The organism is Cupriavidus sp. FW216-B1, from assembly GCF_058789195.1.
Genome location: NZ_JBYTEL010000031.1, coordinates 37,353 through 59,622, shown reverse-complemented (window position 1 = coordinate 59,622; position 22,270 = coordinate 37,353). Strand labels below are relative to the sequence as shown.

Below are 22,270 nucleotides of genomic sequence, written 5' to 3'. Positions count from 1 at the left end.
TTCGGGGAAAAGAAAGTAGGTCGCTCCGGGGGAGCGAAAGCCTTTGACTTTGAAGTTGACTTTGACTTTGACTTTGAAGTTGATTTTGACTTTGACGTCCAGCCGTTGACGTTACGCCGTTGAAGCTGCCTTTGAAGCCAAGCAGCACAAATAAACCACTCCCCCCTCACTCATAACTCCTAGCATCCTCAATAACCCTCCCATCCTGCGGCAACGCCCCCACTGCCACAAACCGTACCTCCCCACGCAACCGCAACACCTCCCGCACCGATTCCCCGATCGCGCGGGCCAGGTTCTCGTCATTCCCCACAGCCTCGCAATGCAGGGTCATCACATCGGCTCCCACGCGGCCCGTGACGATGAGGCGAGCGGCCCGCACTTCGGGATGCCGCCGCATGACCTCCCCAACCTGCCCGGGATGCACGAACATCCCTTTGACCTTGGTGGTCTGGTCGGCGCGGCCGAGCCATCCCTTGAGCCGCAGGTTGGTGCGCCCGCACGGGCTGGCGTGCTCGGCGGAGCCGGCCACGAAGGCGGAGAGGTCGCCGGTGCCGAAGCGGATCAGCGGATAGTCGCCGTTGCCGAGCACCGTCACCACCACCTCGCCGACCTCGCCGTCGGGCATCGGCTGCGTGCCGCCGGGCTCGACGATCTCCACCAGCACGCCTTCGTCCACCACCCAGCCGTCCGCGCCTTCGCTCTCGTAGGCGACCAGGCCGACGTCGGCGCTGCCGTACATCTGCTGCACGCGGATGCCGCGCTCGCCGAACCACGCGCGCAGCGAGGGCGGCAGCGCCTCGCCGGAGACCAGCGCCTTGCGCAGGCTGGTGCACGGCAGGCCCATCTCGTCGCCCTTCTCCAGCAGGATGCGCAGGAACGAGGGCGTGCCCGCGTAGGCGGCCGGCTGCAGGCTGACCAGCGCCTGCACCTGCGATTCGGTCTGGCCCACGCCGGCCGGGAACACGCAGCAGCCCAGCTTGTGCGCGCCGCTTTCCATCATCATGCCGGCCGGCGTGAAGTGATAGGAGAAGGTGTTGTAGACCAGATCCCCGGCGCGAAAGCCGGCGGCGAACATGGCGCGCGCGATGCGCCACCAGTCCGCGCCGTGGCCGTCCGGCTCGTGAATGGGGCCGGGCGACTGGAAGATGTGGCGCAGCCCGCCCAGCGGCGTGGCGTTGAGCCCGCCGAGCGGCGGCGCGGCGCGCTGGCGCTGCGTGAGCTCGGACTTGCGCGTCACCGGCAGCGCGGCCAGCGCCGCGCGCGAATCGAGCGCGTCCGGGTCCACCTCGCGCAGCAGTTGCGCGAAGTACGGCGCGTGCGCCTTGGCGTGGGCCACCTGCCGGCGCAGGTCCGCCAGCAGGGCCTGCGCGCGCGCGGCGGGCGCGCGCGTTTCCAGCGAATCGAAGTGTTCGGACATGGTTTGCGTATGAGTCGCGTGAATAGGGGCGATGCGAAAATCAGGCGAGCCAGCGCTTCCTTCTGCGATAACTCTTGACGTCGCGGAACGAGCTGCGCCCGCCGCCCTCGCCGTCGTTGGCCGCCACGCCGAGGTAGAACTCCTTCACGTCCTCGTTGGAGCGCAGCGCCTCGGCGGCGCCGTCCATCACCACGCGGCCGTTCTCGAGGATGTAGCCGTAGTCGGCGTAGCGCAGCGCCACCATCGTGTTCTGCTCGGCCAGCAGGAAGCTGACCTTCTCGCGCTGGTTGAGGTCGCGCACGATCTCGAAGATCTCTTCCACGATCTGCGGCGCGAGGCCCATCGAGGGCTCGTCGAGCAGGATCATGCTGGGCTTGGCCATCATGGCCCGGCCGATCGCGCACATCTGCTGCTCGCCGCCGGAGGTGTAGCCGGCCTGCGACTTGCGGCGCGTCTTCAGGCGCGGGAAATAGGCATAGATGCGCTCCAGCGCGTCGCGCGTCTCGGCGCGCGAGAGGCCGCGCGTGTAGGCGCCGGTGAGCAGGTTTTCTTCCAGCGTGAGGTGGGCGAAGCAGTGGCGCCCTTCCATCACCTGGATCACGCCGCGCCTGACCAGCGCGTTGGGCGTGAGGCGGTCCACGCGGTCGCCGCGGTATTCGATGGAGCCCTTGGTGACGTCGCCGCGCTCGGCATGCAGCAGGTTGGAGATGGCCTTGAGCGTGGTGGTCTTGCCCGCGCCGTTGGCGCCCAGCAGCGCCACGATCCGGCCTTCCGGCACGTCGAGCGAGACGCCCTTGAGCACCAGGATGACGTGGTCGTAGATGACTTCGATGTTGTTGACGGACAAGAGGGTCATGGTACGGCTCGGTTGGTGGTTCTTTCTGGCTGCGCCTGGCGTTTTCCTGCTCCCTTCTTCCGCTGCGCAGGCGAGGGGAGACAACAGTTGGCAGTTCAATCTCCCGCTGTCTTGCTCCCCTCTCCCGCCTGCGGGAGAGGGGTTGGGGGAGAGGGCCGGCGTTCGCGCGGAGTGAGCGCTTTCGCTTCCGCCTGCGCCCTGCCCTCTCCCCCGGCCCCTCTCCCACTTCATGGGAGAGGGGAGCAAACCAACACCATCACGACTTCATGCACCCCGGCGTGATCCCCTTCTCCTTGGCGAACTGCGCGGCGGTGGCCTTGAACAGCGGGTGGATCAGGTTCTTGTTGCCTTCGATCCAGTCGGACACCACGGTCCACCTGGTGCCGTCCCATTGCTGGATCTTCACCTTGCCGGAGCCTTCGTGGTTGTCGCAGCTGGTCTTGATCTCGGGCAGCAGGCCGGTGGCGCCGAGCTGCTGCAGGCGCGCGCTGGTGAGGTTGAGGTTCTCGAAGGCCCAGCGCATGTCGTCGCCGCTCATGACCTTGCCCTTGCCGTATTTGGCCTGGGCCACGCGGATGGCTTCCACCGTGACCACGGCGGCGGACACGCCGCGGTTGTAGAGCACGGAGCCGACCTTGTTGCGGTCCTGCATGTTGCCCTTGCCGGCGCCGTAGACCACCTTGTCGATGTCGGCGATGACGGGCACGGTCTTGCCGGCCACGTTCCAGGTGGCGCTCATGTAGCCCTTGGCGGCGTCGCCAGCGGGCACGGTGTCTTCCTCCGAGCCGGCCCACCACGAGCCGATCATCTTGTCGCGCGCGTAGCCGACCTTCTGCGCGGCCTTGAGCGCGGTCTGGTTCATCACGCCCCAGCCCCAGAAGATCACGTAGTCGGGGTTTTCCTGGCGGATCTTGAGCCACTGCGCGCCCTGCTCGTTGCCGGGGTGCGCCACCGGGATCTCGACCAGGTTGAACTTGCCGAGCTTGGCCTCGGCTTCCAGCGCGACGATCGGCTCCTTGCCGTAGGCGGAGTCGTGGTACAGGTAGACGATCTTCTTGCCGGCGAGCGAGCCGCCGTTCTTGCCGGCCAGGAACTTGACGATGGCCGAGACCTGCATCTGGTAGGTGGTCACGAGCGGGAAGGCATAGGGGAACACCGAGCCGTCCACCGCGTCGGTGCGGCCGTAGCCCATCATCACCAGCGGCACCTTGTCGGCCGAGGTCTTGTCCACCAGCGCGTAGGAGATGCCGGTGGACATGGTGTGGTACGCGGTGCCCTTGCTGGCCGCGCTCTTGGACTTCAGGCGCTCATAGCATTCCACGCCCTTGGCGTTGTTGTACTCGGTCTCGCATTCTTCCCACGAGAGCTTGACGCCGTTGACGCCGCCGTCCTTGAGGTTGACGTAGTTGAGGTAGTCGATGAAGCCGCCGTAGAAGGACTGCCCGTTGGCGCCGTACGGCCCCACGCGGTAGCTGGGCAGCGCCACGAACTGCTCGCCGCTCTGGGCCTGCGCGGCCGGCGGCGCCAGCAGCGCGGCGCACGCGCCCGCGGCCACGGCGATGCGCCGCAGGTTGCGAATCAGGATGGTCATGACAGTCTCCTTCACCTTGGCAGGTGTGTGTTTGTTATGGAATACCCGTTTTGCTTGGTCCGACCTCGAAATCTCGTCAATGTCTCAATGCGGGAACGGCCACAGCCGCAGCTTTTCCTTGGCGATCTGCCACAGCCGCGCGAGCCCGTGCGGCTCCACCACCAGGAAGAAGATGATGAGCGCGCCGAACACCATCAGCTGGATATGCGACACCGCCGCGTTGGTGAACGGCAGGTGCAGCAGCGCGGCCAGCGGCGGCAGCACGTTGTCCAGGAAGATCGGCAGCAGCAGGATGAAGGCCGCGCCGAGGAAGGCGCCGAGGATGCTGCCCACGCCGCCGATGATGATCATGAACAGCACGCGGAACGACAGGTCCAGCGAGAAGCCGTCCGGCTCCACCGAGCCGAGGTAGCAGAACGCATAGAGCGCGCCGGCCACGCCGCAGTAGAACGAGCTGACGGCGAACGCCAGCAGCTTGGTGCGCATGAGCGGGATGCCGATCACCTCGGCGGCCACGTCCATGTCGCGCACCGACATCCACGCGCGCCCCGTGGACGAGCGCACCAGGTTCTTGGCCACCACCGCCAGCACCGTCACCAGCGCCAGCACGAACAGGTATTTCTTCACGGGCGTGTCGATGGCGATGCCGAACAGCGCGAGCTTCTGCGCGGTGATCACGCCGGAGGAGCTGTTGTTGGAGAACCAGGGAAACTTGGTCAGCGCCCACACCACGAAGAACTGCGCGGCCAGCGTGGCCACGGCGAGGTAGAAGCCCTTGATGCGCAGCGACGGCAGGCCGAACGCCACGCCGACCAGCGCGGCGGACAGCCCCGCCAGGATGAACGTGAGCAGCACCGGCAGCCCTTCGATGCGCAGCTGGAAGTTGTACGCGGCGTAGGCGCCCACCGCCATGAACGCGGCGGTGCCGAGCGAGAGCTGGCCGGCGTAGCCGGTCAGGATGTTGAGGCCGAGCGCGGCCAGCGCGAAGATCAGGAACGGGATCAGGATGGCGGAGAACCAGTATTCCGACGCGGTGAACGGAATCGCCACGAAGGCCACCGCCATCAGCACGGCGAAGCCGATGCGGTCCTGGCGGATCGGGAATACCTGGCTGTCGGCCTCGTAGGTGGTCTTGAACTGGCCGGCTTCACGATAGAACATGGGGTTGTCTCCTGTTGGGGCCGTGCCGCTCAGACGCGGTCGATGTGTTTCTCGCCGAACAGCCCCTCGGGCCGCACCAGCAGGAAGAGCAACGCGAACACGTAGGGGAACCACCCTTCGATGCCGCCGAAGTTGCCGCCGAACGCGGACTGGAACACCGGCGGAATGTAGATCTCGGCCAGCTTCTCCGACGCGCCGATGATGAGCCCGCCGACAATGGCGCCCGGCACCGAGGTGAAGCCGCCCAGGATCAGCACCGGCAGCGCCTTGAGCGCCGTCAGCGTCAGCGCGAACTGCACGCCATTGCGCGAGCCCCACAGCATGCCCGCCACCAGCGCGACGAACCCCGCCACGCCCCACACGATGGCCCAGATGTGCTGCAGCGGAATCCCCAGCGACAGCGCCGCCTGGTGGTCGTCCGCCACCGCGCGCAGCGCGCGGCCGACCTTGGTGAACTGGAAGAACAGCGCCAGCGCGCCGACCAGGATGCCGGCGATGGCCGCCGCGGCGAGGTCGAACTTGGACAGCACGATGTTGAAGCGCGTGAGGATGGCCTCGATCGGCTCGTCGACGATGCCGAGGTTGATCGGCCGCACTTCGTTGCCGAACAGCAGCGGCCCCAGCCCTTCGAGAAAGAACGACAGGCCGATGGTGGCCATGAACAGCGTGATGGGCGGCTGGTTGACCAGCTTGCGCAGCACGAAGCGCTCGGTGCTGATGCCCACCACCAGCATCACGCCGAACGCGCCGATCACCGCGGCCCACATCGGCAGGCCCTTGTCCATCAGCCCCACCACCGCGAGCGCGGCGAAGTAGACCATCGCGCCCTGGGCGAAGTTGAACACGCCCGAGGCCTTGTAGATCAGCACGAAGCCGAGCGCCACCAGCGAGTACATCAGTCCCGACAGCAGGCCGCCGATCAGGATCTCGAAGAAGAACGTCATGGTGTTCCTTGTTCCCTGTTACCTGGATCCCGCGCGTCAGTGCCCGGCGCCGAGGTAGGCGCGGATCACGTCCGGGTTGGCCTTGACCACGTCGGGCGTGCCGTCGCCGATCTTCTTGCCGTAGTCGAGCACCACCACGCGGTCGGAGATGTCCATCACCACGCCCATGTCGTGCTCGATCAGCACGATGGTGGTGCCGAACTGGTGGTTCACGTCGAGGATGAAGCGGCACATGTCCTGCTTTTCTTCCACGTTCATGCCGGCCATCGGTTCGTCGAGCAGCAGCATGGACGGCTCGGCCGCCAGCGCCCGCGCGAGTTCCACGCGCTTTTGCAGGCCGTAGGGCAGGCGCCCCACCGGGGTCTTGCGGATGGCCTGGATCTCCAGGAAGTCGATCACTTCCTCGACCTTGCGGCGGTGCCGCGTTTCCTCGTTGCGCGCCGGACCCCACCACAGCGCGTTGGCCAGCAGGCCGCTGCGGAATTTGGTGTTGCGCCCGGTCATGATGTTGTCGAGCACGGTCATGCCCTTGAACAGCGCGATGTTCTGGAAGGTGCGCGCGATGCCCTGGCGCGCGGCCTCGGTCGGATGCATCTTGCGGCGTTCCTCGCCGCGAAAGACGATGCGGCCCTGCTGCGGGTGGTAGACCCCGTTGATGACGTTGAGCATGGAACTCTTGCCCGCGCCGTTGGGGCCGATGATGGCGCGGATCTCGTGCTCGCGCACGTCGAACGAGATGTCCGTGAGCGCCTTCACCCCGCCGAACGAGAGCGAGATGTTCTGCAGGTCCAGGATCACGTCGCCGGCCTGGCGCGCGTGCGCCTGCGCGGCCTGCGCATCCTCCCGCGGAGACGCCGCCGCGATCGCCGCGGCGGACGCGCCGCTCCATGCGGGCTGGCCATCGCCGCCGCGCGCTACGCCTTGCCATGCCATCTGCGTCATCCTTGCGTCCCCGCTCATGCCGCGCGCGCCGCGCCGGCGGCCGGCGGGAAGCGCTTCACATCGACCAGCTTCAGGGTGGCCGAGACGCTGCCTTCGCGTCCGTCCTCGAACTTCACGCGCGTCTCGATGAACTGCTCGCCGCGGCCGGCGAACAGCGCATCGACCAGCGCGGCGTATTTCTCCGCGATAAAGCCGCGCCGCACCTTGCGCGTGCGCGTGAGCTCGTCGTCGTCGGGGTCGAGCTCCTTGTGCAGGATCAGGAAGCGCGCCACCTGCGAGCCGGCCAGCATGGCGTCGGCCGCGAGGTCCGCGTTCACCTGCGCCACGCACTCGCCGATCATGGCGATCACCTCGGGCTGCGCGGCCAGGTCGATATAACCGGCATACGGCAGGTGGCGCCGCTCGGCCCAGTTGCCCACCGCGTCGAAGTCGATGTTGATGAACGCGCAGACGCGCTCGCGCCCGGTGCCGAAGGCCACCGCTTCCTTGATGTAGGGGAAGAACTTGAGCTTGTTCTCGATGTACTTGGGCGCGAACATCGCGCCGTCGGCGAGCTTGCCCACGTCCTTGGCGCGGTCGATGATCTTGAGGTGGCCGTCGGCGTCGATCACGCCGGCGTCGCCGGTCATGAAATAGCCTTCGTCGTTGATGGCCTCGCGGGTGGCGTCGTCGCGCTTGTAGTAGGACTTGAGCAGGCCCACCCCGCGCACCAGCACCTCGCCGTTGTCGGCGATGCGGATCTCCATGCCGGGCGCGGCCGGGCCGACCGAGTCGAACTTGACCTTGCCGTCGGGCTGCAGGCAGACGTAGGCGCAGGTCTCGGTCTGGCCGTAGAACTGTTTGAGGTTGACGCCGATGGAGCGGTAGAAGCGGAACAGGTCCGGGCCGATGGCCTCGCCGGCGGTGTAGCCCACGCGGATGCGGCTCATGCCGAGCACGTTGCGCAGCGGCCCGTAGATCAGCGCTTCGCCGGCGGCGTAGCGCAGGCGCTCGGCCAACGGCACCGGGCGGCCGTCGAGGATGTCGGTGCCGCAGCGGCGCGCCACGTTCATGGCCCAGTGGAACAGGCGCCGCTTGGCCCAGCCCGCGTCCTCCATGCGGATCATCACCTGCGTAAGCAGGTTCTCGTAGATGCGCGGCGGCGCGAAGTAATACGTGGGGCCGATCTCGCGCAGGTCGGTCATCACGGTGTCGCGCGACTCGGGGCAGTTCACCGTGAAACCGGCCACCAGCGCCTGCGCGTAGGAGAACAGGTTGTCGCCGACCCACGCCATCGGCAGGTAGGACAGCACGTCGTCGCCGGGCACGAGGCCGTCGAACGCGCAGCCGTTGCGCGCCGCGCCGATCAGGCCGCGGTGCGAATGGCACACGCCCTTGGGCTTGCCGGTGGTGCCGGAGGTGTAGAGGATGATGGCGGTGTCCTCGGGCGAGCCGGCCTCGACCGCGGCATCGAAGAAACCGGGGTTGGCGCGGTCGAACTCGCGGCCGATCTCCTGCAGGCGCGCATACGACATCAGCGCCGGATGGTCGTAGCCGCGCAGCCCGCGCGGGTCTTCGTAGACGATGTGGCGCACGGCGCGCTGCGCCTGGACTTCGAGCAGCTTGTCGACCTGCTCCTGGTCCTCGACGATGGCGAAGTCGATCTCGGCGTCGTCGAGCACGTAGACCATCTCGCCGCCGATGGCGTCCTGGTACAGCGGCACGGGCACGCCGCCGAGCGCCTGCGCGGCGCTCATGGCCCAGTACAGGCGCGGGCGGTTGTCGCCCACCACCGCGAGGTTCATGCCGCGCGCAAAACCGAGCGCGGCCAGCCCGCAGGCGAGCGCGCGCACCTCCTGCGCGGCCTGCGCCCAGCTGTAGGTCTGCCAGATACCGAGGTCCTTCTCGCGGTAGGCCGGGCTTCCGGGCCGCTGCTGGGCATGCGCCAGCAGCAGGCGCGGGAAGGTCGTCGCCGACGGTTCCTGCATCGCTGTCTCCTTTCCCTCGGCGGCGGGGCTCCGCGGCCGGTGTCAAGCCTGCTTCCGCTGGTTATACTTGGCCTGTTTTGCCCGCCGGCGGCCCTGCGGCTGCCGCGTCGCAACAAGCCCGCCGCGCCTGTCCTGGCGCGCACTCGCGGTTCGTGGTGATCGTAAGATAGTTCATGCCATTTCCCCCGGTTGTCACGCCGGTGACAATTCGGGGTTAATCCCTACGGGAAGGGTTTTCAGCTAATGCTTAACGATTTCGTGGACCGCTGCGTGTGGGCGGCCGACCTCACGCCCGAGCAGCGCGACCGCGTGCGCCGCGCGATGTGCGTGCGCGAGTACAGCCAGGGCGACTACGTCTGCCACAAGGGCGACGTGGCCGAGCACTGGCTGGGCGTGCTCGAAGGCATCGTCAAGATCACCACGGTGTCGCCCTCGGGCAAGTCGGTGACGTTCACCGGCGTGCCCACCGGCGGCTGGTTCGGCGAGGGCGCGGTGCTCAAGCGCGAGATCCGCAAGTACGACGTGATGGCGCTGCGCCGCTCGCGCATCGCCTTCCTGCCGCTCGACACCTTCCAGTGGCTGCTCGATACCAGCCTGCCGTTCACGCGCTTCCTGCTCACGCAGTTCAACGAGCGGCTCGGGCAGTTCATCGCCGCGGTGGAATACGAGCGCCTGCTCGACATCGACTCGCGCGTGGCGCGCGCGGTGTCGTCGCTGTTCAACGAGCACCTGTATCCGGGACTGGGCACCACGCTGGAAATCTCGCAGGAGGAGATCGGCCTGCTGGCGGGCATCTCGCGCCAGCGCGCCAACCAGGCGCTCAAGGTGCTGGAGCAGCAGGGGCTGGTGAAGGTGGACTACGGCGTGATCGAGGTGCTGGACCTGGAGGGGCTGCGGCAGTACGGAGAGTAACGCTCCGGGTTGCTTCCCCGCGGCGCCGGCTACCGCCGCCGTGCGTCAGGATGATGACGGCGGCGGGCCGATGCGCGCCGCGCGACAGGGCCGCATCCGGCGGGCATGCGCGTCACGCCGCTCCTATACAATCGCGCCTCGTCTCCCAGCGTCCTCCGACAAGTATCCCCATCATGCGAAAGGCTTTCCTGGCCGCCCTGGCGGCGCTGACCTGCGGCGCGTCCGCGCTGGCCGCCACCGAGATCCGCGGCGCGGGCTCCACCGCCGCCGCGCCCATCTACCGCGTCTGGGCGGACGGCTACAAGGCCGCCACCGGCGTCACGCTCCAGTACGACGCGGTCGGCTCCGGCGAGGGCCTCAAGCGCGTGCGCGCCGGGCAGGTGGACTTCGGCGCGTCGGACGTGCCCATGCCGGAGGCGGAAGCGAAGAAGGCCGGGCTGGTGTTCGTGCCGTCGGTGGTGACGGGCGCGGTGCCGGTGGTCAACCTGCCCGGCGTGCCGCAGGGCAGGCTCAAGCTCACCGGCGAGGTGCTGGCGGCGATCTTCCTGGGCAAACTCACGGCGTGGGACGCGCCGGAGATCCGCGCGCTCAACCCCGGCGTCGCGCTGCCGCGCCTGCCGATCCGCCCGGTGGTGCGCGCCGACGGCTCGGGCACCACCTACCATTTCAGCAGCTACCTGAGCGCGGTCAGCGCGGACTGGAAGGCCACCTACGGCACCCAGTCCACCTTGCCGTGGCCGTCGTCCTTCACCGCCGCGCGCGGCAGCAGCGAGGTGGTCGGCGCCGTGCAGGGCTCGGCCGGCACCATCGGCTACGTGGACTACAACTACGTGCTCGACGCCGGCCTCAACGCCGTGCAGCTGCGCAACGCGGCCGGGCGCTTCGTGCCGGCGCAGGTCGACAACTTCCGCGAGGCGGTGGTGCAGAGCGAGTGGAACCAGAAAGGCAACTTCACCGCGAGCCTGGTGAACCAGCCGGGCGCCAACGCGTGGCCGATCACGATGGGCACCTTCATCGTGGTGCCGGCGGTCAGCCAGAGCGGCGCGCGCACGCTCGATGCGCTGAAGTTCGTCACCTGGGGCTACCTGCGCGGCGACGACCTGGCGCGCGAGGCGAAGTTCGTGCCGCTGCCCGAGCGCGTGCAGGCGCGCGCCTACCGCGAGCTGGCGCGCGTGACCGACCGCTCGGGCGCGCCGATCGGCCTGAGCAGCATCGGCGCGCCGGGCCGCTGACGCGCGGGCCGCCCCGCTGCCGGGCGGCGACCACGGGGTGACGACTACAAGGTGACGACGATCTTGCCGACCTGCGCGTTGGACTCCATGTAGCGGTGCGCCGCGGCCATGTCCTCGAAGGCGAAGGTCTTGTCCACCACCGGGCGCAGCTGGCCGGAGGCGAGCCCGGCGTTGACGAAGTCGCGGGCCTTGCCGAGCCGCTCCGGATCGGTGGTGATCTCGAACAGCTCGTAGCCGCGCAGCGTCAGGTGCTTGCCGAGCAGGTCCATCACCGGCACCGGGATGTCGCCGGTGTCGAGCGCGCCGTACTGGAAGAAGATGCCGCCCGCGCACAGCGCCTTGAACAGCCTGGCGGCTTCCGGCCCGCCGACCGGGTCGAACGCCATGCGCGCGCCGGCGCCGCCGGTGATGCGCGCCACCTCGGCAACGAGATCCTGCTCCTGCGTGGCGATGACGTGCGCCGCGCCGGCGTCCAGCAGCGCCTGCCGCTTGCCGCTGCCGCGCGTCAGCGCCACCGGCACCGCGCCCGCCATCCTGGCGATCTGGATCGCGGCCAGGCCCACGCTGCTGGAGGCCGCGCGCACCAGCACGGTCTCGCCGGCGCGCAGGTTGCCGAGTTCGACCAGCGCGCCGTAGGCGGTGACGAACATCATCCACGCCGCGGCGGCATCGACGAACGACAGGCCGCGCGGGTGCTTCACCACCGCATGCGCGGGCGCGTTGACGAGCTCGCCGTACATGCCGTAGTCGGCGAACGAGAAGGCGGGCACCACGCTGACCTCGTCGCCGGGCGCGAAGCCCGCCACGCCGGCGCCGACCGCATCGACCACGCCGGCGGCTTCATAGCCCAGGCGGGCCGGAAAGCGCGGCTCGATCACGTATTGCCCGCTGCGATACATCACTTCGGCGCGGTTCAGGCCGATCGCCTTGACGCGGATGCGCACTTCGCCGGCGCCGGGCGCGGCCACCTCCACTTCATGCAGCTCCAGCACCTCGGGACCGCCGGTGCGGTTGAACTGATAGACCTTTGGCATTGCGTCGTTCTCTTGGCGAATCTGGCGGTTGTCTGAAAATGAGGCGGAGCGGGGAACGGCGGTCAGAACGCGTAGCGGCGCATGCCGCCGTCGACCAGCATCACCGTGCCGGTGATGTAGCGCGCCCGCGGCGACACCAGGAACGCCACCGCGTTGGCCACGTCCTCGGGCTCGCCGAAGTCGCGCAGCGCGATCTCGCGCTCGGCGAACTTGCGGCGCTCGTCGCCGGGGTACAGGCGGCGGATCTGCGCGGTGTCGATCAGGCCGGGCTGCACGCAGTTGACCGTGATGCCGTGCTGGCCGAGCTGCTCGGACAGGCCCTTGGACCAGACCACGAGGCCGGCCTTGGCCACCATCGCGGCGTTGACCACTTCCGGTTCGAGGTTGCCGGACAGGCTGACGATGGCGCCCGACTTGCGTTCGAGGAAATTGGGCAGCAGCGCCTGGGTGAGCTGGCGGTGGCGGTCGAAGTTGAGCGTCATGCCTTCGAGCCATTGCGCCTCGGGCGCGTCCACGCCCATCGGGCGGCTGCCGCCGGCGTTGTTGACGAGGATGTCGACGTGGCCGAGCCGCGCCAGCGCGGCGTCGGCGATGCGGCGCGGGCCGTCGTCGGCGACGAAGTCCTGCACCAGCAGGACGGGGTCGGCGCCGCCGGCGGCGACGATCTCGTCGGCCAGGCTGGCGAGCAGCGCTTCGTCGCGCGCGGTCGCCAGCACCCTGGCGCCCTCGGCGGCCAGCGTCCTGGCGATGGCGCGGCCGATGCCCTGGCTGGCGCCGGTGACGACGGCGGTCTTGCCGCTGAGCTGCAGGTCCATCTTGTTTCCCGGTTCGGTGCCGCGTGGGCGGCAAATGCGATTGGCAGGCGGGCGCAGGCGCCGACCTCGTCGCCCGGCCGTGGCATGCGAAGGCACGCGAAGACCAGCAAGGACCGGCACTGCCCGCGGCGGGAATCTACGCGCAATGCCCGCGCCGATAAACGCGCGCCGGCGAACTTGACTATTGCCGTGGCAATAACAATGGCGCGCGGCCGGCGCTCAGGCCAGCCCGCGCTCGACGAACAGCGCCTCCAGCCAGCCGATGAACGCGTCGACCTTGGGCGGCCGGTGGCGGCGCTGCGTCATGACCACGGAGATCGGCCTGGGCACCGGCTTGCAGTGCGGCAGGACCTCGACCAGCTGGCCGGCGTCGATGTAGGGCTGCAGCGCGGGCCGCAGGCCCTGCAGCAGGCCGAGTCCGGCCAGCCCGCAGGCGTGGAACGCTTCGGAGTCGTCCACCACGATGTCGCTGGGCACCTGCCTGGTGACGATGCGGTCGCCCGCGTCGAACTGCCATTCGAGCGTGCGCCGGCCGTGCTGGACCAGGAAGTTGACCGCGACGTGGCGGTCGAGGTCGTCGAGCGAGGCCGGCGTGCCGTGCCGGGCCAGGTAGCCGGGCGAGCCGCACGTCACCATCGGGATGGTGCCGATGCGGCGCGCCACCAGGCTGGAATCGGCCAGCTCGCCCAGGCGCACGGCACAGTCCACGCCTTCGCCGATCAGGTCGACGTGGTGGTCGGATGAGCGCAGCACGAGCTCGATGGCGGGATAGCGCCGGCGGAAGTCGGGCAGCGCCGGCACGATGATGGCCTTGGCCACCGCCGTGGGCATGTCCAGGCGCAGCTTGCCCTTGGGCGGGCGCGTCGGCGAGAACAGCGCGAGCGTGTCGGCGAAATCGCCGAGCAGCTGGGTGCAGCGCTGGTAGAACTCCTCGCCTTCCTCGGTCATGCTCAGCTTGCGCGTGGTGCGGTGGAGCAGTTGCACGCCCAGCTCGCGCTCGAGCTGCTGGATGGCCTTGGTCACGGCGGGGCGATGGAACTGATTGGCCTGCGCGGCGCGCGCGAAGCTGCCGTGGTCGACCACCTGGACGAAGATTCCCATCGCTTCGAACATATTCATGCTTGCCTTGTCCTGTCTGAGATCTGAAAGTTGCCGGCGCGCGCCATTTTCGTTCATTGCCCGCGCGCGGGAGGGACGCGGCTTCGCGTGCGCTCTTTCGTGCGGTTTTTTGTGCGGACTCGCGCACCAGAATGGATCATTGCCGCGCCGCCACTGCGACAACATGCCGCAGGTGACAGCGCCGCATCGGGCACCGCATTAATCGTTTGAAATATTTCGCCCGGACAATGTCGGGAAAACCCTGCGTAGCCGGGATAGAATCACCTATCTGCGTATCGGTAGGCGCACTCACGTCACGCATCGTGAGGCCCCGGCGGCACGTTCCTTGCTCGCTTCTGCGGCATGACTGCCACCGTCCCGAAACGCCCGACACCGGGCTGCCTCGTGCCCCGCGCCAGGAACCAAACTCCGGCGCAGGCTGCCTGAGCGTTCGTTGCCCGGTATTTCATTTCCCTATCATCCTCTTGTAATCATCTGACCTGTCAGCTATCTTCGCATCCACAATCGCAATTGCCGCCGGACTTCCGGCGTAGGCGCCTGCTGGCGGGCGCTCTCACTCAACCGTATCGGCTGACCCACGCGACCGCAGAATGGACGGTCCGGCGGTCGAGCGGGTCTCGCAGTCTTTCAATCTTCTAGGAAATCGCAATGCAACGATCGCGCATCACGCGTGCTTTGATTCTGGGCGTGCCGGGGATTGCCCTGGCCGCGCTCGCCGGATGCGGCAAGAAAGAACAGGCGGCCGCGGCACCGCAGCCGCCGCAGGTCGGGGTGGTCACGCTGGCGCCGGAGTCGGTCATGGTGGACTCCGAGCTGCCGGGCCGCACCACCGCCTACCTCGTCGCCGAAGTGCGGCCGCAGGTCGACGGCATCATCCAGCACCGGCTGTTCAAGGAAGGCAGCGACGTCAAGCAGGGTCAGCAGCTGTACCAGATCGACCCGTCCACCTACGACGCCGCCTACAAGAGCGCGCAGGCCACGCTGGAATCGAGCCGGCTGCTGTCCGAGCGCTACGGCAAGCTGGTCGCCGACGAGGCGGTCAGCAAGCAGGCCGCGGCCGAGGCCAAGGCGTCGTTCCTGCAGGCGCAGGCCGCCGTGCAGCGCGCCGAGATCAACCTGCGCTACACCAAGGTGCTGGCGCCGATCTCCGGGCGCATCGGCCGCTCCAGCGTGACCCAGGGCGCGCTGGCGGTCAACGGGCAGGCCACCGCGCTGGCCACGGTGCAGCAGATCGACCCGATCTTCGTCGACGTGACGCAGCCCTCGTCCACGCTGCTGCGCCTGCGCCGCGAGCTGGCCGACGGCAAGCTCGACGGCGCCGGCGCCAACGCGGCCAAGGTGAACCTGCGGCTGGAGGACGGCACGACCTACCCCGAGACCGGCCGGCTCGAGTTCTCCGAGGTGTCGGTGGACCAGGGCACCGGCTCGGTGACGCTGCGCGCGGTGTTCCCGAACCCGAACCACGTGCTGCTGCCGGGCATGTTCGTGCACGCGCGCCTGAGCGAAGGCGTCAAGGCCAACGCGATCCTGGCGCCGCAGGTCGGCGTCACGCGCGACCTCAAGGGCCAGGCCACCGCGCTGGTGGTCAACGCCAAGGACGAGGTCGAACTGCGCACGCTCACCACCGAGCGCGCGGTCGGCGACAAGTGGCTGGTGAGCAGCGGCCTGAACGCCGGCGACCGCGTCATCGTCGAGGGCCTGCAGTTCGTGCGCCCGGGCGCCAAGGTCAAGGCGGTGCCGGCGGCCGCGCAGGCTTCCGGCAACGCGCCGGCCGCCGCCGCACCGGCCAAGTCCTGAGCACGCGCCCGAGCAAGGAACAAGGGATAAGGAATCCTCCATGTCTAAATTCTTCATCGATCGCCCGATCTTCGCGTGGGTGATCGCGCTGGTCATCATGCTCGCCGGCGTGCTGTCGATCCGGGCACTGCCGATCAGCCAGTACCCGGCGATCGCGCCGCCGACCATCGCCATTTCGGTCAACTACCCCGGCGCTTCCGCCGAGACGGTACAGGACACGGTCGTGCAGGTCATCGAGCAGCAGCTCAATGGCCTGGACCGCCTGCGCTACATCTCGTCGGAAAGCAATTCCGACGGCAGCATGACCATCACCGTGACCTTCGAGCAGGGCACCAACCCCGACATCGCGCAGGTGCAGGTGCAGAACAAGCTGCAGCTGGCCACGCCGCTGCTGCCGCAGGAAGTCCAGCAGCAGGGTATCCGCGTGACCAAGTCGGTGCGCAACTTCCTGCTCATCGTGGGCCTGATCTCGACCGATCCGAAGGTGACGCGCGAGGACTTGTCGAACTACATCGTCTCGAACATCCAGGATCCGCTGTCGCGCACCTATGGCGTGGGCGACTTCCAGGTGTTCGGCTCGCAGTACGCGATGCGCGTGTGGATCGACCCGGCCAAGCTCAACAGCTTCCAGCTCGCGCCGCTCGACGTCAGCAACGCCATCAAGGCGCAGAACGTGCAGGTGGCCTCCGGCCAGCTGGGCGGGCTGCCGGCGGTCAAGGGCCAGCAGCTCAACGCCAGCGTGATCGGCAAGACCCGCCTGCAGACCAGCGAGCAGTTCGGCAACATCCTGCTCAAGGTCAACCCGGACGGCTCGCAGGTGCGCCTGAAGGACGTGGCGCAGGTGGAGCTGGGCGGCCAGGACTACAACATCAACGCGCTCTACAACGGCCAGCCGGCTTCCGGCATCGCCGTGCGCCTGGCCAGCGGCGCCAACGCGCTGGAGACGGTCAAGGCGATCCGCCAGACGCTGGACCAGCTGCAGCCGTTCTTCCCGCAGGGCATGAAGGTGGTGTACCCGTATGACACCTCGCCGGTGATCTCGGGCTCCATCCACGAGGTGGTGAAGACGCTGCTCGAAGCCATCGTGCTGGTGTTCCTGGTGATGTACCTGTTCCTGCAGAACGTGCGCGCCACGCTGATCCCGACCATCGCCGTGCCGGTGGTGCTGCTGGGCACGTTCGGCGTGCTGGCGGCGTTCGGCTACTCGATCAACACGCTGACCATGTTCGGCATGGTGCTGGCGATCGGCCTGCTGGTGGACGATGCCATCGTGGTGGTGGAGAACGTCGAGCGGGTGATGGCCGAGGAAGGGCTGTCGCCCAAGGAGGCCGCGCGCAAGTCGATGGGGCAGATCCAGGGCGCGCTGGTGGGCATCGCGATGGTGCTCTCGGCGGTGTTCCTGCCGATGGCATTCTTCGGCGGCTCGACCGGCGTGATCTACCGCCAGTTCTCGATCACCATCGTCTCGTCGATGGTGCTGTCGGTGCTGGTGGCGCTGGTGCTGACGCCGGCGCTGTGCGCGACCATGCTCAAGCCGATCGACAAGGGCGACCACGGCGAGCACAAGCGCGGCTTCTTCGGCTGGTTCAACCGCAAGTTCATCTCCACCACGCAGAGCTACGAGCGCAGCGTGCAGGGCATCCTGCGCCGGCGCATTCCGTTCCTGCTGCTCTACGTGGCGATCGTCGCGGCGATGGCCTTCCTGTTCACGCGCATCCCGACCTCGTTCCTGCCGGAAGAAGACCAGGGCGTGCTGTATGCCCAGGTGCAGACGCCGCCGGGCGCGACCGCCGAGCGCACGCAGAAGGTGCTTGACCAGATGCGCGAGTACCTGCTCAAGGACGAAGGCAAGGTGGTGGACTCGCTGTTCACGGTCAACGGCTTCAACTTCGCCGGCCGCGGCCAGAACTCGGGCCTGGCGTTCATCCTGCTCAAGCCGTGGGAAGAGCGCAGCGGCGAGAACACCAGCGTGTTCGACCTGACCCAGCGCGCGCAGCGCAAGTTCGCCTCGTTCCGCGATTCGCTGTCGTTCGCGTTCGCGCCGCCCGCGGTGCAGGAGCTCGGCAACGCCACCGGCTTCGACCTCTACATGCAGGACCAGGCGGGCCTGGGCCACCAGGCGCTGATGAACGCGCGCGACAAGTTCCTGCAGCTCGCGTCGAAGAACCCGGTGCTGCAGCGCGTGCGTCCGAACGGCCTGAACGACCAGCCGCAGTACATGCTGGAGATCGACGACGAGAAGGCGCGCGCGCTGGGCCTGTCGCTGTCGGACATCAACAACACGGTGTCGATCGCGTGGGGCTCGAGCTACGTCAACGACTTCATCGACCGCGGCCGCGTCAAGCGGGTCTACCTGCAGGGCCAGCCCAACTCGCGCATGAACCCGGACGACGTGGACAAGTGGTTCGTGCGCAACGACAAGGGCACGATGGTGCCGTTCTCGGCCTTCGCCACCGGCCGCTGGGGCTACGGCTCGCCCAAGCTGCAGCGCTACAACGGCGTGCCGGCGGTGGAAGTGCTCGGCGAGCCGGCCGCGGGCCGCAGCTCGGGCGAGGCGATGGCCGCCGTCGAGGAAATCATGAAGCAGATGCCGCCGGGCATCGGCTATGCGTGGACCGGCCTGTCGTATGAAGAGCGGCTGTCGGGCTCGCAGGCGCCGGCGCTGTACGCGCTGTCGCTGCTCGTGGTGTTCCTGTGCCTGGCCGCGCTGTACGAAAGCTGGTCGATCCCGTTCTCGGTGATGCTGGTGGTGCCGCTGGGCGTGATCGGCGCGCTGCTGGCCACGCTGCTGCGCGGGCTGTCCAACGACGTGTTCTTCCAGGTGGGCCTGCTGACCACGGTCGGCCTGTCGGCCAAGAACGCGATCCTGATCGTGGAATTCGCCAAGGAGCTGCATGAGCAGGGCAAGGGCCTGGTCGAATCCGCGGTCGAGGCCTGCCGCATGCGGCTGCGCCCGATCATCATGACCTCGCTCGCGTTCATGCTGGGCGTGGCGCCGCTGGCGGTATCGAGCGGCGCCGGCGCCGGCAGCCAGCACGCGATCGGCACGGGCGTGATCGGCGGCATGGTGACGGCCACGGTCCTGGCCATCTTCTGGGTGCCGCTGTTCTTCGTCGCGGTGGGCGCGCTGTTCAAGCGCAAGCCCCACGACGACGCCGCCCCCATCAAAACGGAAGCGCTCCAATGAAAAAACACGTGATTGGCCTGGCCGCCGCGGCGGCGCTCGCTGCGCTGTCCGGTTGCAGCCTGATTCCGCACTACGAGCGCCCGGCCGCGCCGGTGGCGGGCGCCTACCCGCAGGGCCCGGCCTACCCGCAGGCCGCCCCCGCCCAGGCGCCGCAGGCGACCGAACTCGGCTGGCGCGATTTCTTCGCCGACCCGCGCCTGCGCCGCCTCATCGAGACGGCGCTCGACAACAACCGCGACCTGCGCGTGGCCGCGCTCAACGTCGAGGCCTACCGCGCGCAGTACCGCATCCAGCGCGCCGAGCTGTTCCCCGAGGTGGACGCCAGCGGCTCGGGCTCGCGCCAGCGCGTGCCGGCCGACCTGTCCACCACCGGCCAGCGCGTCATCAGCAGCAGCTACGGCGTGTCGCTCGGCACCACCGCGTGGGAGCTCGACCTGTTCGGGCGCGTGCGCAGCCTGAGCACCGCCACGCTGGAGCGCTACTTCGCCAGCCAGGAAGCCATGCGCGGCACCCATGTCGCGCTGGTGGCCAGCGTGGCGGACGCCTACCTGACGCTGCGCGCCGACGAGGCGCTGCTGAAGCTCACGCGCGACACGCTCGGCACCTACGAGCGCAGCTACCGCCTGACCAAGCGCAGCTACGACGAAGGCGTGGCCTCGCGCCTGGACCTGCGCCAGGCGCAGACCAGCGTGGAAACCGCGCACGCCAGCCTGGCACGCTACACGCGCCAGGTCGCGCAGGACGAGAACGCGCTGCTGGTGCTGCTCGGCACCGCCAGCATGCCGGCCGACCTGCCGCCTGGGCTGGACCTCGACCAGAAACTGCTGGCCGAAGTCCCGGCCGGCCTGCCGTCCGACCTGCTGCAGAACCGGCCCGACATCCTCTCGGCCGAGCACCAGCTGCTGTCGGCCAACGCCGACATCGGCGCGGCGCGCGCGGCGTTCTTCCCCAGCATCAGCCTGACCGCCTCCGCCGGCACGGCCAGCAACCAGCTCTCCGACCTGTTCTCGGCGGGCTCGGGCACCTGGTTGTTCCAGCCGCACATCAACCTGCCGCTGTTTACCGCGGGCAGCCTGTCGGCAAGCCTGGACTACGCGCGCATCCAGAAGGACATCAACGTGGCGCAGTACGAACGCACCATCCAGACCGCCTTCCGCGAAGTCGCCGACGGGCTGGCCGCGCGCGGCACGTTCAGCGAGCAGCTCCAGGCGCAGACGCGGCTGGTCGACGCCACGCAGGACTACTACAAGCTGGCCGAGCAGCGTTACCGCACCGGGGTCGACAATTACCTGACCGTGCTCGACGCGCAGCGCCAGCTGTATAGCGCGCAGCAGGTGCTGATTGGCGACCGGCTCAACCAGTTGAGCAGCGAGGTCAATCTGTACAAGGCGCTTGGAGGTGGGTGGAAGGATGTGGTTGGGGGGGCCGGGACGCCGGCTTCGTAGGGGGGAGGCTGGGTTCCTTGTTCTAGCTGCTGTGGGCCTGGCGGCTCGGGCTTGATTGGTGGTTCGAGCTTGGGGTCCTTGTTCTAGCTTTCGTGGGTCTTTAGGCTCGGGCGGTTTTGGTGCTTGAACCCAAAGGCTGTATGACATCCCCGCTGCGCGGGGCTGCCAGTCACTTTCTTTTGTCTGAAAAGAAAGTAACCAAAGAAAGCAGACCCCTTGCAGGGGGGCTGGGCGCTCAGACTTTATGGTTGGTGGTGGTTTCGTGGTGCGGGCGTTGGCTTCGATGAGACTGCTGACGCTACCGGCTTGCCCGCCTGCGGCGTCGCAAACGAAATTGGATTCGTGGTGGCGCTGCATGATGGCGGTGGCCCAGGCCCTTCAGGCTGCTGCCGCGACCGGGGCGGATGGGTGCGTCATAGGAACGGTGCTGGTTTCGTGGTGGGCGTGGTGGCCCCCCGCCGACATCCGCGCCCCGGTCCACCGCGCCCACCACGAAAACACGAGGATGCTACGCCGTGGCCGCCCAAACCGGTAACGGCAGATGGCCGAACCAGCAGTGCGCTCGCCATCATAGGTCTGACCCCGAAACCAACGCCACCAGCAGAATCGTGGCCGCCCGCACCGGTACCGGCAGGATGCCAGCAGAACCACAAACCCCACGACGAAACCAGAAACAATAGAAACCCCAACGTTTCTGCCCCTGCCGGCCAGGCAGTCCGCTTTCTTGGCCTACTTTCTTTTCGGACAAAAGAAAGTAGGTCGCTCCGGAGGAGCGAAAGCCTTTGACTTTGACTTTAAGCCTTTGACTTTGAAGTTAAAGCTTTTAAAGTTAAAGCCTTCGACTTTAGGCCTTTAAAGCCTTTGCCTCCAACACCCCCCATAAAATCAACTTCCCCCCCAAATAAACAAAAAAACCGGCCAACGGGGCACCCCCGTCGCCGGTTTTTTTATTTCAACCACCCCCACCTACTTACTATAAACATACACCCCACGACCCGTCTTCCGCCCCAGATAACCCGCCGCCACCATCTCCCGCATCAGCATCGCCGGCCGGTACTTCGGGTCGGCGAATTCGGTGTACAGCACCTCCATCACCGCCAGCATGGTGTCCAGGCCGATCATGTCGGCCAGCGCCAGCGGGCCGATCGGGTGGTTGCAGCCGAGCTTCATGCCTTCGTCGATTTCCTCGGGCGAAGCCAGGCCCTCGCCGAGCACGCAGAACGCTTCGTTGATCATCGGACAGAGAATGCGGTTGACCACGAAACCCGGGTTGTTCTTGACCGTGATCGGGTACTTGCCGAGTTCCTTCGACAGCGCCTCGACCAGCGCGTGCGTGTTGTCGCTGGTCTGCAGGCCGCGGATCAGCTCGACCAGGGCCATCATCGGCACCGGGTTGAAGAAGTGCATGCCGATGAAGTTGGCCGGGCGGCTGATGACGGCGGCCAGCTTGGTGATCGAGATCGAGGAGGTGTTGGAGGCCACCACCACGTCGTCGCCGACGATGGCGTCGATCTGCTTGAGGATCTTGACCTTGAGGTCGAAGTTCTCGGTGGCGGCCTCGATCACGATGTCGGCGGCCTTGAGGTCGTCGTAGGCGGTCGAGCCCTTGATGCGCGCGAGCGCCGCGGCCTTGTCGGCTTCGCTGATCTTGTCCTTCCTGATCAGGCGGTCCAGGCTGCCGGCCACGGTGGAGATGCCCTTCTGCACGGCGGCGTCGCTGATGTCCACCATCACCACGTCCAGGCCCGCCACGGCGCACGCCTGCGCGATGCCGTTGCCCATCGTGCCGGCGCCTACGATGCCCACTGTCCTGATTGCCATTTTGTCTTCCTTGTTGCTGGTTGCTTGATG

Annotated in this window: 16 protein-coding genes; 5 read left to right on the top strand and 11 right to left on the bottom strand. The window is 67.8% G+C overall.

Annotated elements, in window-relative coordinates:
* Window positions 1-166: 166 nt before the first annotated feature.
* From AC3WXD_RS32950 to AC3WXD_RS32920, 7 genes are all read right to left on the bottom strand, one after another.
* Complete coding sequence (locus tag AC3WXD_RS32950) at window positions 167-1,417, bottom strand: phenylacetate--CoA ligase family protein (RefSeq protein WP_492325513.1); 1,251 nt, start codon at window positions 1,415-1,417, stop codon at window positions 167-169.
* A 40-nt stretch (window positions 1,418-1,457) separates the two neighbouring features.
* The gene (locus tag AC3WXD_RS32945) at window positions 1,458-2,273 is read right to left on the bottom strand and encodes an ABC transporter ATP-binding protein (protein WP_059410357.1); all 816 of its coding nucleotides are present in this window, start codon (window positions 2,271-2,273) and stop codon (window positions 1,458-1,460) included.
* Between the two features lie 256 nt (window positions 2,274-2,529).
* The gene (locus tag AC3WXD_RS32940) at window positions 2,530-3,864 is read right to left on the bottom strand and encodes an ABC transporter substrate-binding protein (RefSeq protein ID WP_059410356.1); all 1,335 of its coding nucleotides are present in this window, start codon (window positions 3,862-3,864) and stop codon (window positions 2,530-2,532) included.
* Window positions 3,865-3,948: 84 nt separating this feature from the next.
* Complete coding sequence (locus AC3WXD_RS32935) at window positions 3,949-5,025, bottom strand: branched-chain amino acid ABC transporter permease (protein ID WP_059410355.1); 1,077 nt, start codon at window positions 5,023-5,025, stop codon at window positions 3,949-3,951.
* A gap of 29 nt (window positions 5,026-5,054) precedes the next feature.
* Window positions 5,055-5,969: a branched-chain amino acid ABC transporter permease gene (locus AC3WXD_RS32930; protein ID WP_020206308.1), complete on the bottom strand. Its 915-nt coding sequence runs from the start codon at window positions 5,967-5,969 to the stop codon at window positions 5,055-5,057.
* Window positions 5,970-6,005: 36 nt separating this feature from the next.
* Window positions 6,006-6,911 (bottom strand): ABC transporter ATP-binding protein, encoded by a 906-nt coding sequence (locus AC3WXD_RS32925; protein ID WP_492325514.1) that lies wholly within the window; start codon window positions 6,909-6,911, stop codon window positions 6,006-6,008.
* A gap of 14 nt (window positions 6,912-6,925) precedes the next feature.
* Window positions 6,926-8,878, bottom strand: coding sequence for an AMP-dependent synthetase/ligase (locus tag AC3WXD_RS32920; protein WP_492325512.1), 1,953 nt, complete (start codon window positions 8,876-8,878; stop codon window positions 6,926-6,928).
* Window positions 8,879-9,121: 243 nt separating this feature from the next.
* Between AC3WXD_RS32920 and AC3WXD_RS32915 the strand changes: the two genes are divergently transcribed.
* Both AC3WXD_RS32915 and pstS read left to right on the top strand, forming a co-directional pair.
* Window positions 9,122-9,790 (top strand): Crp/Fnr family transcriptional regulator, encoded by a 669-nt coding sequence (locus AC3WXD_RS32915; RefSeq protein ID WP_020206311.1) that lies wholly within the window; start codon window positions 9,122-9,124, stop codon window positions 9,788-9,790.
* A 173-nt stretch (window positions 9,791-9,963) separates the two neighbouring features.
* Complete coding sequence (gene pstS / locus AC3WXD_RS32910) at window positions 9,964-11,022, top strand: phosphate ABC transporter substrate-binding protein PstS (RefSeq protein WP_492325511.1); 1,059 nt, start codon at window positions 9,964-9,966, stop codon at window positions 11,020-11,022.
* A gap of 44 nt (window positions 11,023-11,066) precedes the next feature.
* On the opposite strand, the gene AC3WXD_RS32905 is transcribed toward pstS, so the two are convergent.
* The 3 genes from AC3WXD_RS32905 to AC3WXD_RS32895 all read right to left on the bottom strand — a co-directional run bounded on the left by AC3WXD_RS32905 (window position 11,067) and on the right by AC3WXD_RS32895 (window position 13,990).
* The gene (locus AC3WXD_RS32905) at window positions 11,067-12,056 is read right to left on the bottom strand and encodes a zinc-dependent alcohol dehydrogenase family protein (protein ID WP_059410352.1); all 990 of its coding nucleotides are present in this window, start codon (window positions 12,054-12,056) and stop codon (window positions 11,067-11,069) included.
* A 62-nt stretch (window positions 12,057-12,118) separates the two neighbouring features.
* Window positions 12,119-12,871 (bottom strand): SDR family NAD(P)-dependent oxidoreductase, encoded by a 753-nt coding sequence (locus AC3WXD_RS32900; protein WP_020206314.1) that lies wholly within the window; start codon window positions 12,869-12,871, stop codon window positions 12,119-12,121.
* A gap of 219 nt (window positions 12,872-13,090) precedes the next feature.
* Window positions 13,091-13,990: a LysR family transcriptional regulator gene (locus AC3WXD_RS32895; protein ID WP_029044302.1), complete on the bottom strand. Its 900-nt coding sequence runs from the start codon at window positions 13,988-13,990 to the stop codon at window positions 13,091-13,093.
* 648 nt (window positions 13,991-14,638) lie between these two features.
* Between AC3WXD_RS32895 and AC3WXD_RS32890 the strand changes: the two genes are divergently transcribed.
* The 3 genes from AC3WXD_RS32890 to AC3WXD_RS32880 are packed head-to-tail and all read left to right on the top strand — an operon-like array spanning window position 14,639 to window position 20,419.
* On the top strand, window positions 14,639-15,787 hold the full coding sequence (locus tag AC3WXD_RS32890) for an efflux RND transporter periplasmic adaptor subunit (protein ID WP_492325510.1): 1,149 nt from the start codon (window positions 14,639-14,641) through the stop codon (window positions 15,785-15,787).
* 40 nt (window positions 15,788-15,827) lie between these two features.
* Entirely contained in the window at window positions 15,828-18,974 is a 3,147-nt protein-coding gene (locus AC3WXD_RS32885) for an efflux RND transporter permease subunit (protein ID WP_020206317.1), read from the top strand.
* The gene (locus tag AC3WXD_RS32880; RefSeq protein ID WP_492325509.1) at window positions 18,971-20,419 is read left to right on the top strand and encodes an AdeC/AdeK/OprM family multidrug efflux complex outer membrane factor; all 1,449 of its coding nucleotides are present in this window, start codon (window positions 18,971-18,973) and stop codon (window positions 20,417-20,419) included. Before AC3WXD_RS32885 ends, AC3WXD_RS32880 begins: the two co-directional genes overlap by 4 nt.
* 966 nt (window positions 20,420-21,385) lie before the next feature.
* Here AC3WXD_RS32880 and AC3WXD_RS32875 read toward each other — a convergent pair.
* Window positions 21,386-22,240 carry a 3-hydroxybutyryl-CoA dehydrogenase gene (locus AC3WXD_RS32875; RefSeq protein WP_454730808.1) on the bottom strand — a complete coding sequence of 285 codons (855 nt, stop codon included), beginning with the start codon at window positions 22,238-22,240 and terminating at the stop codon, window positions 21,386-21,388.
* Window positions 22,241-22,270: the final 30 nt, after the last annotated feature.

Bases quoted from the DNA above. Each gene is read 5' to 3' on its own strand.
- AC3WXD_RS32950 (WP_492325513.1), bottom strand. From the start codon at position 1,417: ATGTCCGAACACTTCGATTCGCTGGAAACGCGCGCGCCCGCCGCGCGC.
- AC3WXD_RS32945 (WP_059410357.1), bottom strand. From the start codon at position 2,273: ATGACCCTCTTGTCCGTCAACAACATCGAAGTCATCTACGACCACGTC.
- AC3WXD_RS32940 (WP_059410356.1), bottom strand. From the start codon at position 3,864: ATGACCATCCTGATTCGCAACCTGCGGCGCATCGCCGTGGCCGCGGGC.
- AC3WXD_RS32935 (WP_059410355.1), bottom strand. From the start codon at position 5,025: ATGTTCTATCGTGAAGCCGGCCAGTTCAAGACCACCTACGAGGCCGAC.
- AC3WXD_RS32930 (WP_020206308.1), bottom strand. From the start codon at position 5,969: ATGACGTTCTTCTTCGAGATCCTGATCGGCGGCCTGCTGTCGGGACTG.
- AC3WXD_RS32925 (WP_492325514.1), bottom strand. From the start codon at position 6,911: ATGACGCAGATGGCATGGCAAGGCGTAGCGCGCGGCGGCGATGGCCAG.
- AC3WXD_RS32920 (WP_492325512.1), bottom strand. From the start codon at position 8,878: ATGCAGGAACCGTCGGCGACGACCTTCCCGCGCCTGCTGCTGGCGCAT.
- AC3WXD_RS32915 (WP_020206311.1), top strand. From the start codon at position 9,122: ATGCTTAACGATTTCGTGGACCGCTGCGTGTGGGCGGCCGACCTCACG.
- pstS (WP_492325511.1), top strand. From the start codon at position 9,964: ATGCGAAAGGCTTTCCTGGCCGCCCTGGCGGCGCTGACCTGCGGCGCG.
- AC3WXD_RS32905 (WP_059410352.1), bottom strand. From the start codon at position 12,056: ATGCCAAAGGTCTATCAGTTCAACCGCACCGGCGGTCCCGAGGTGCTG.
- AC3WXD_RS32900 (WP_020206314.1), bottom strand. From the start codon at position 12,871: ATGGACCTGCAGCTCAGCGGCAAGACCGCCGTCGTCACCGGCGCCAGC.
- AC3WXD_RS32895 (WP_029044302.1), bottom strand. From the start codon at position 13,990: ATGAATATGTTCGAAGCGATGGGAATCTTCGTCCAGGTGGTCGACCAC.
- AC3WXD_RS32890 (WP_492325510.1), top strand. From the start codon at position 14,639: ATGCAACGATCGCGCATCACGCGTGCTTTGATTCTGGGCGTGCCGGGG.
- AC3WXD_RS32885 (WP_020206317.1), top strand. From the start codon at position 15,828: ATGTCTAAATTCTTCATCGATCGCCCGATCTTCGCGTGGGTGATCGCG.
- AC3WXD_RS32880 (WP_492325509.1), top strand. From the start codon at position 18,971: ATGAAAAAACACGTGATTGGCCTGGCCGCCGCGGCGGCGCTCGCTGCG.
- AC3WXD_RS32875 (WP_454730808.1), bottom strand. From the start codon at position 22,240: ATGGCAATCAGGACAGTGGGCATCGTAGGCGCCGGCACGATGGGCAAC.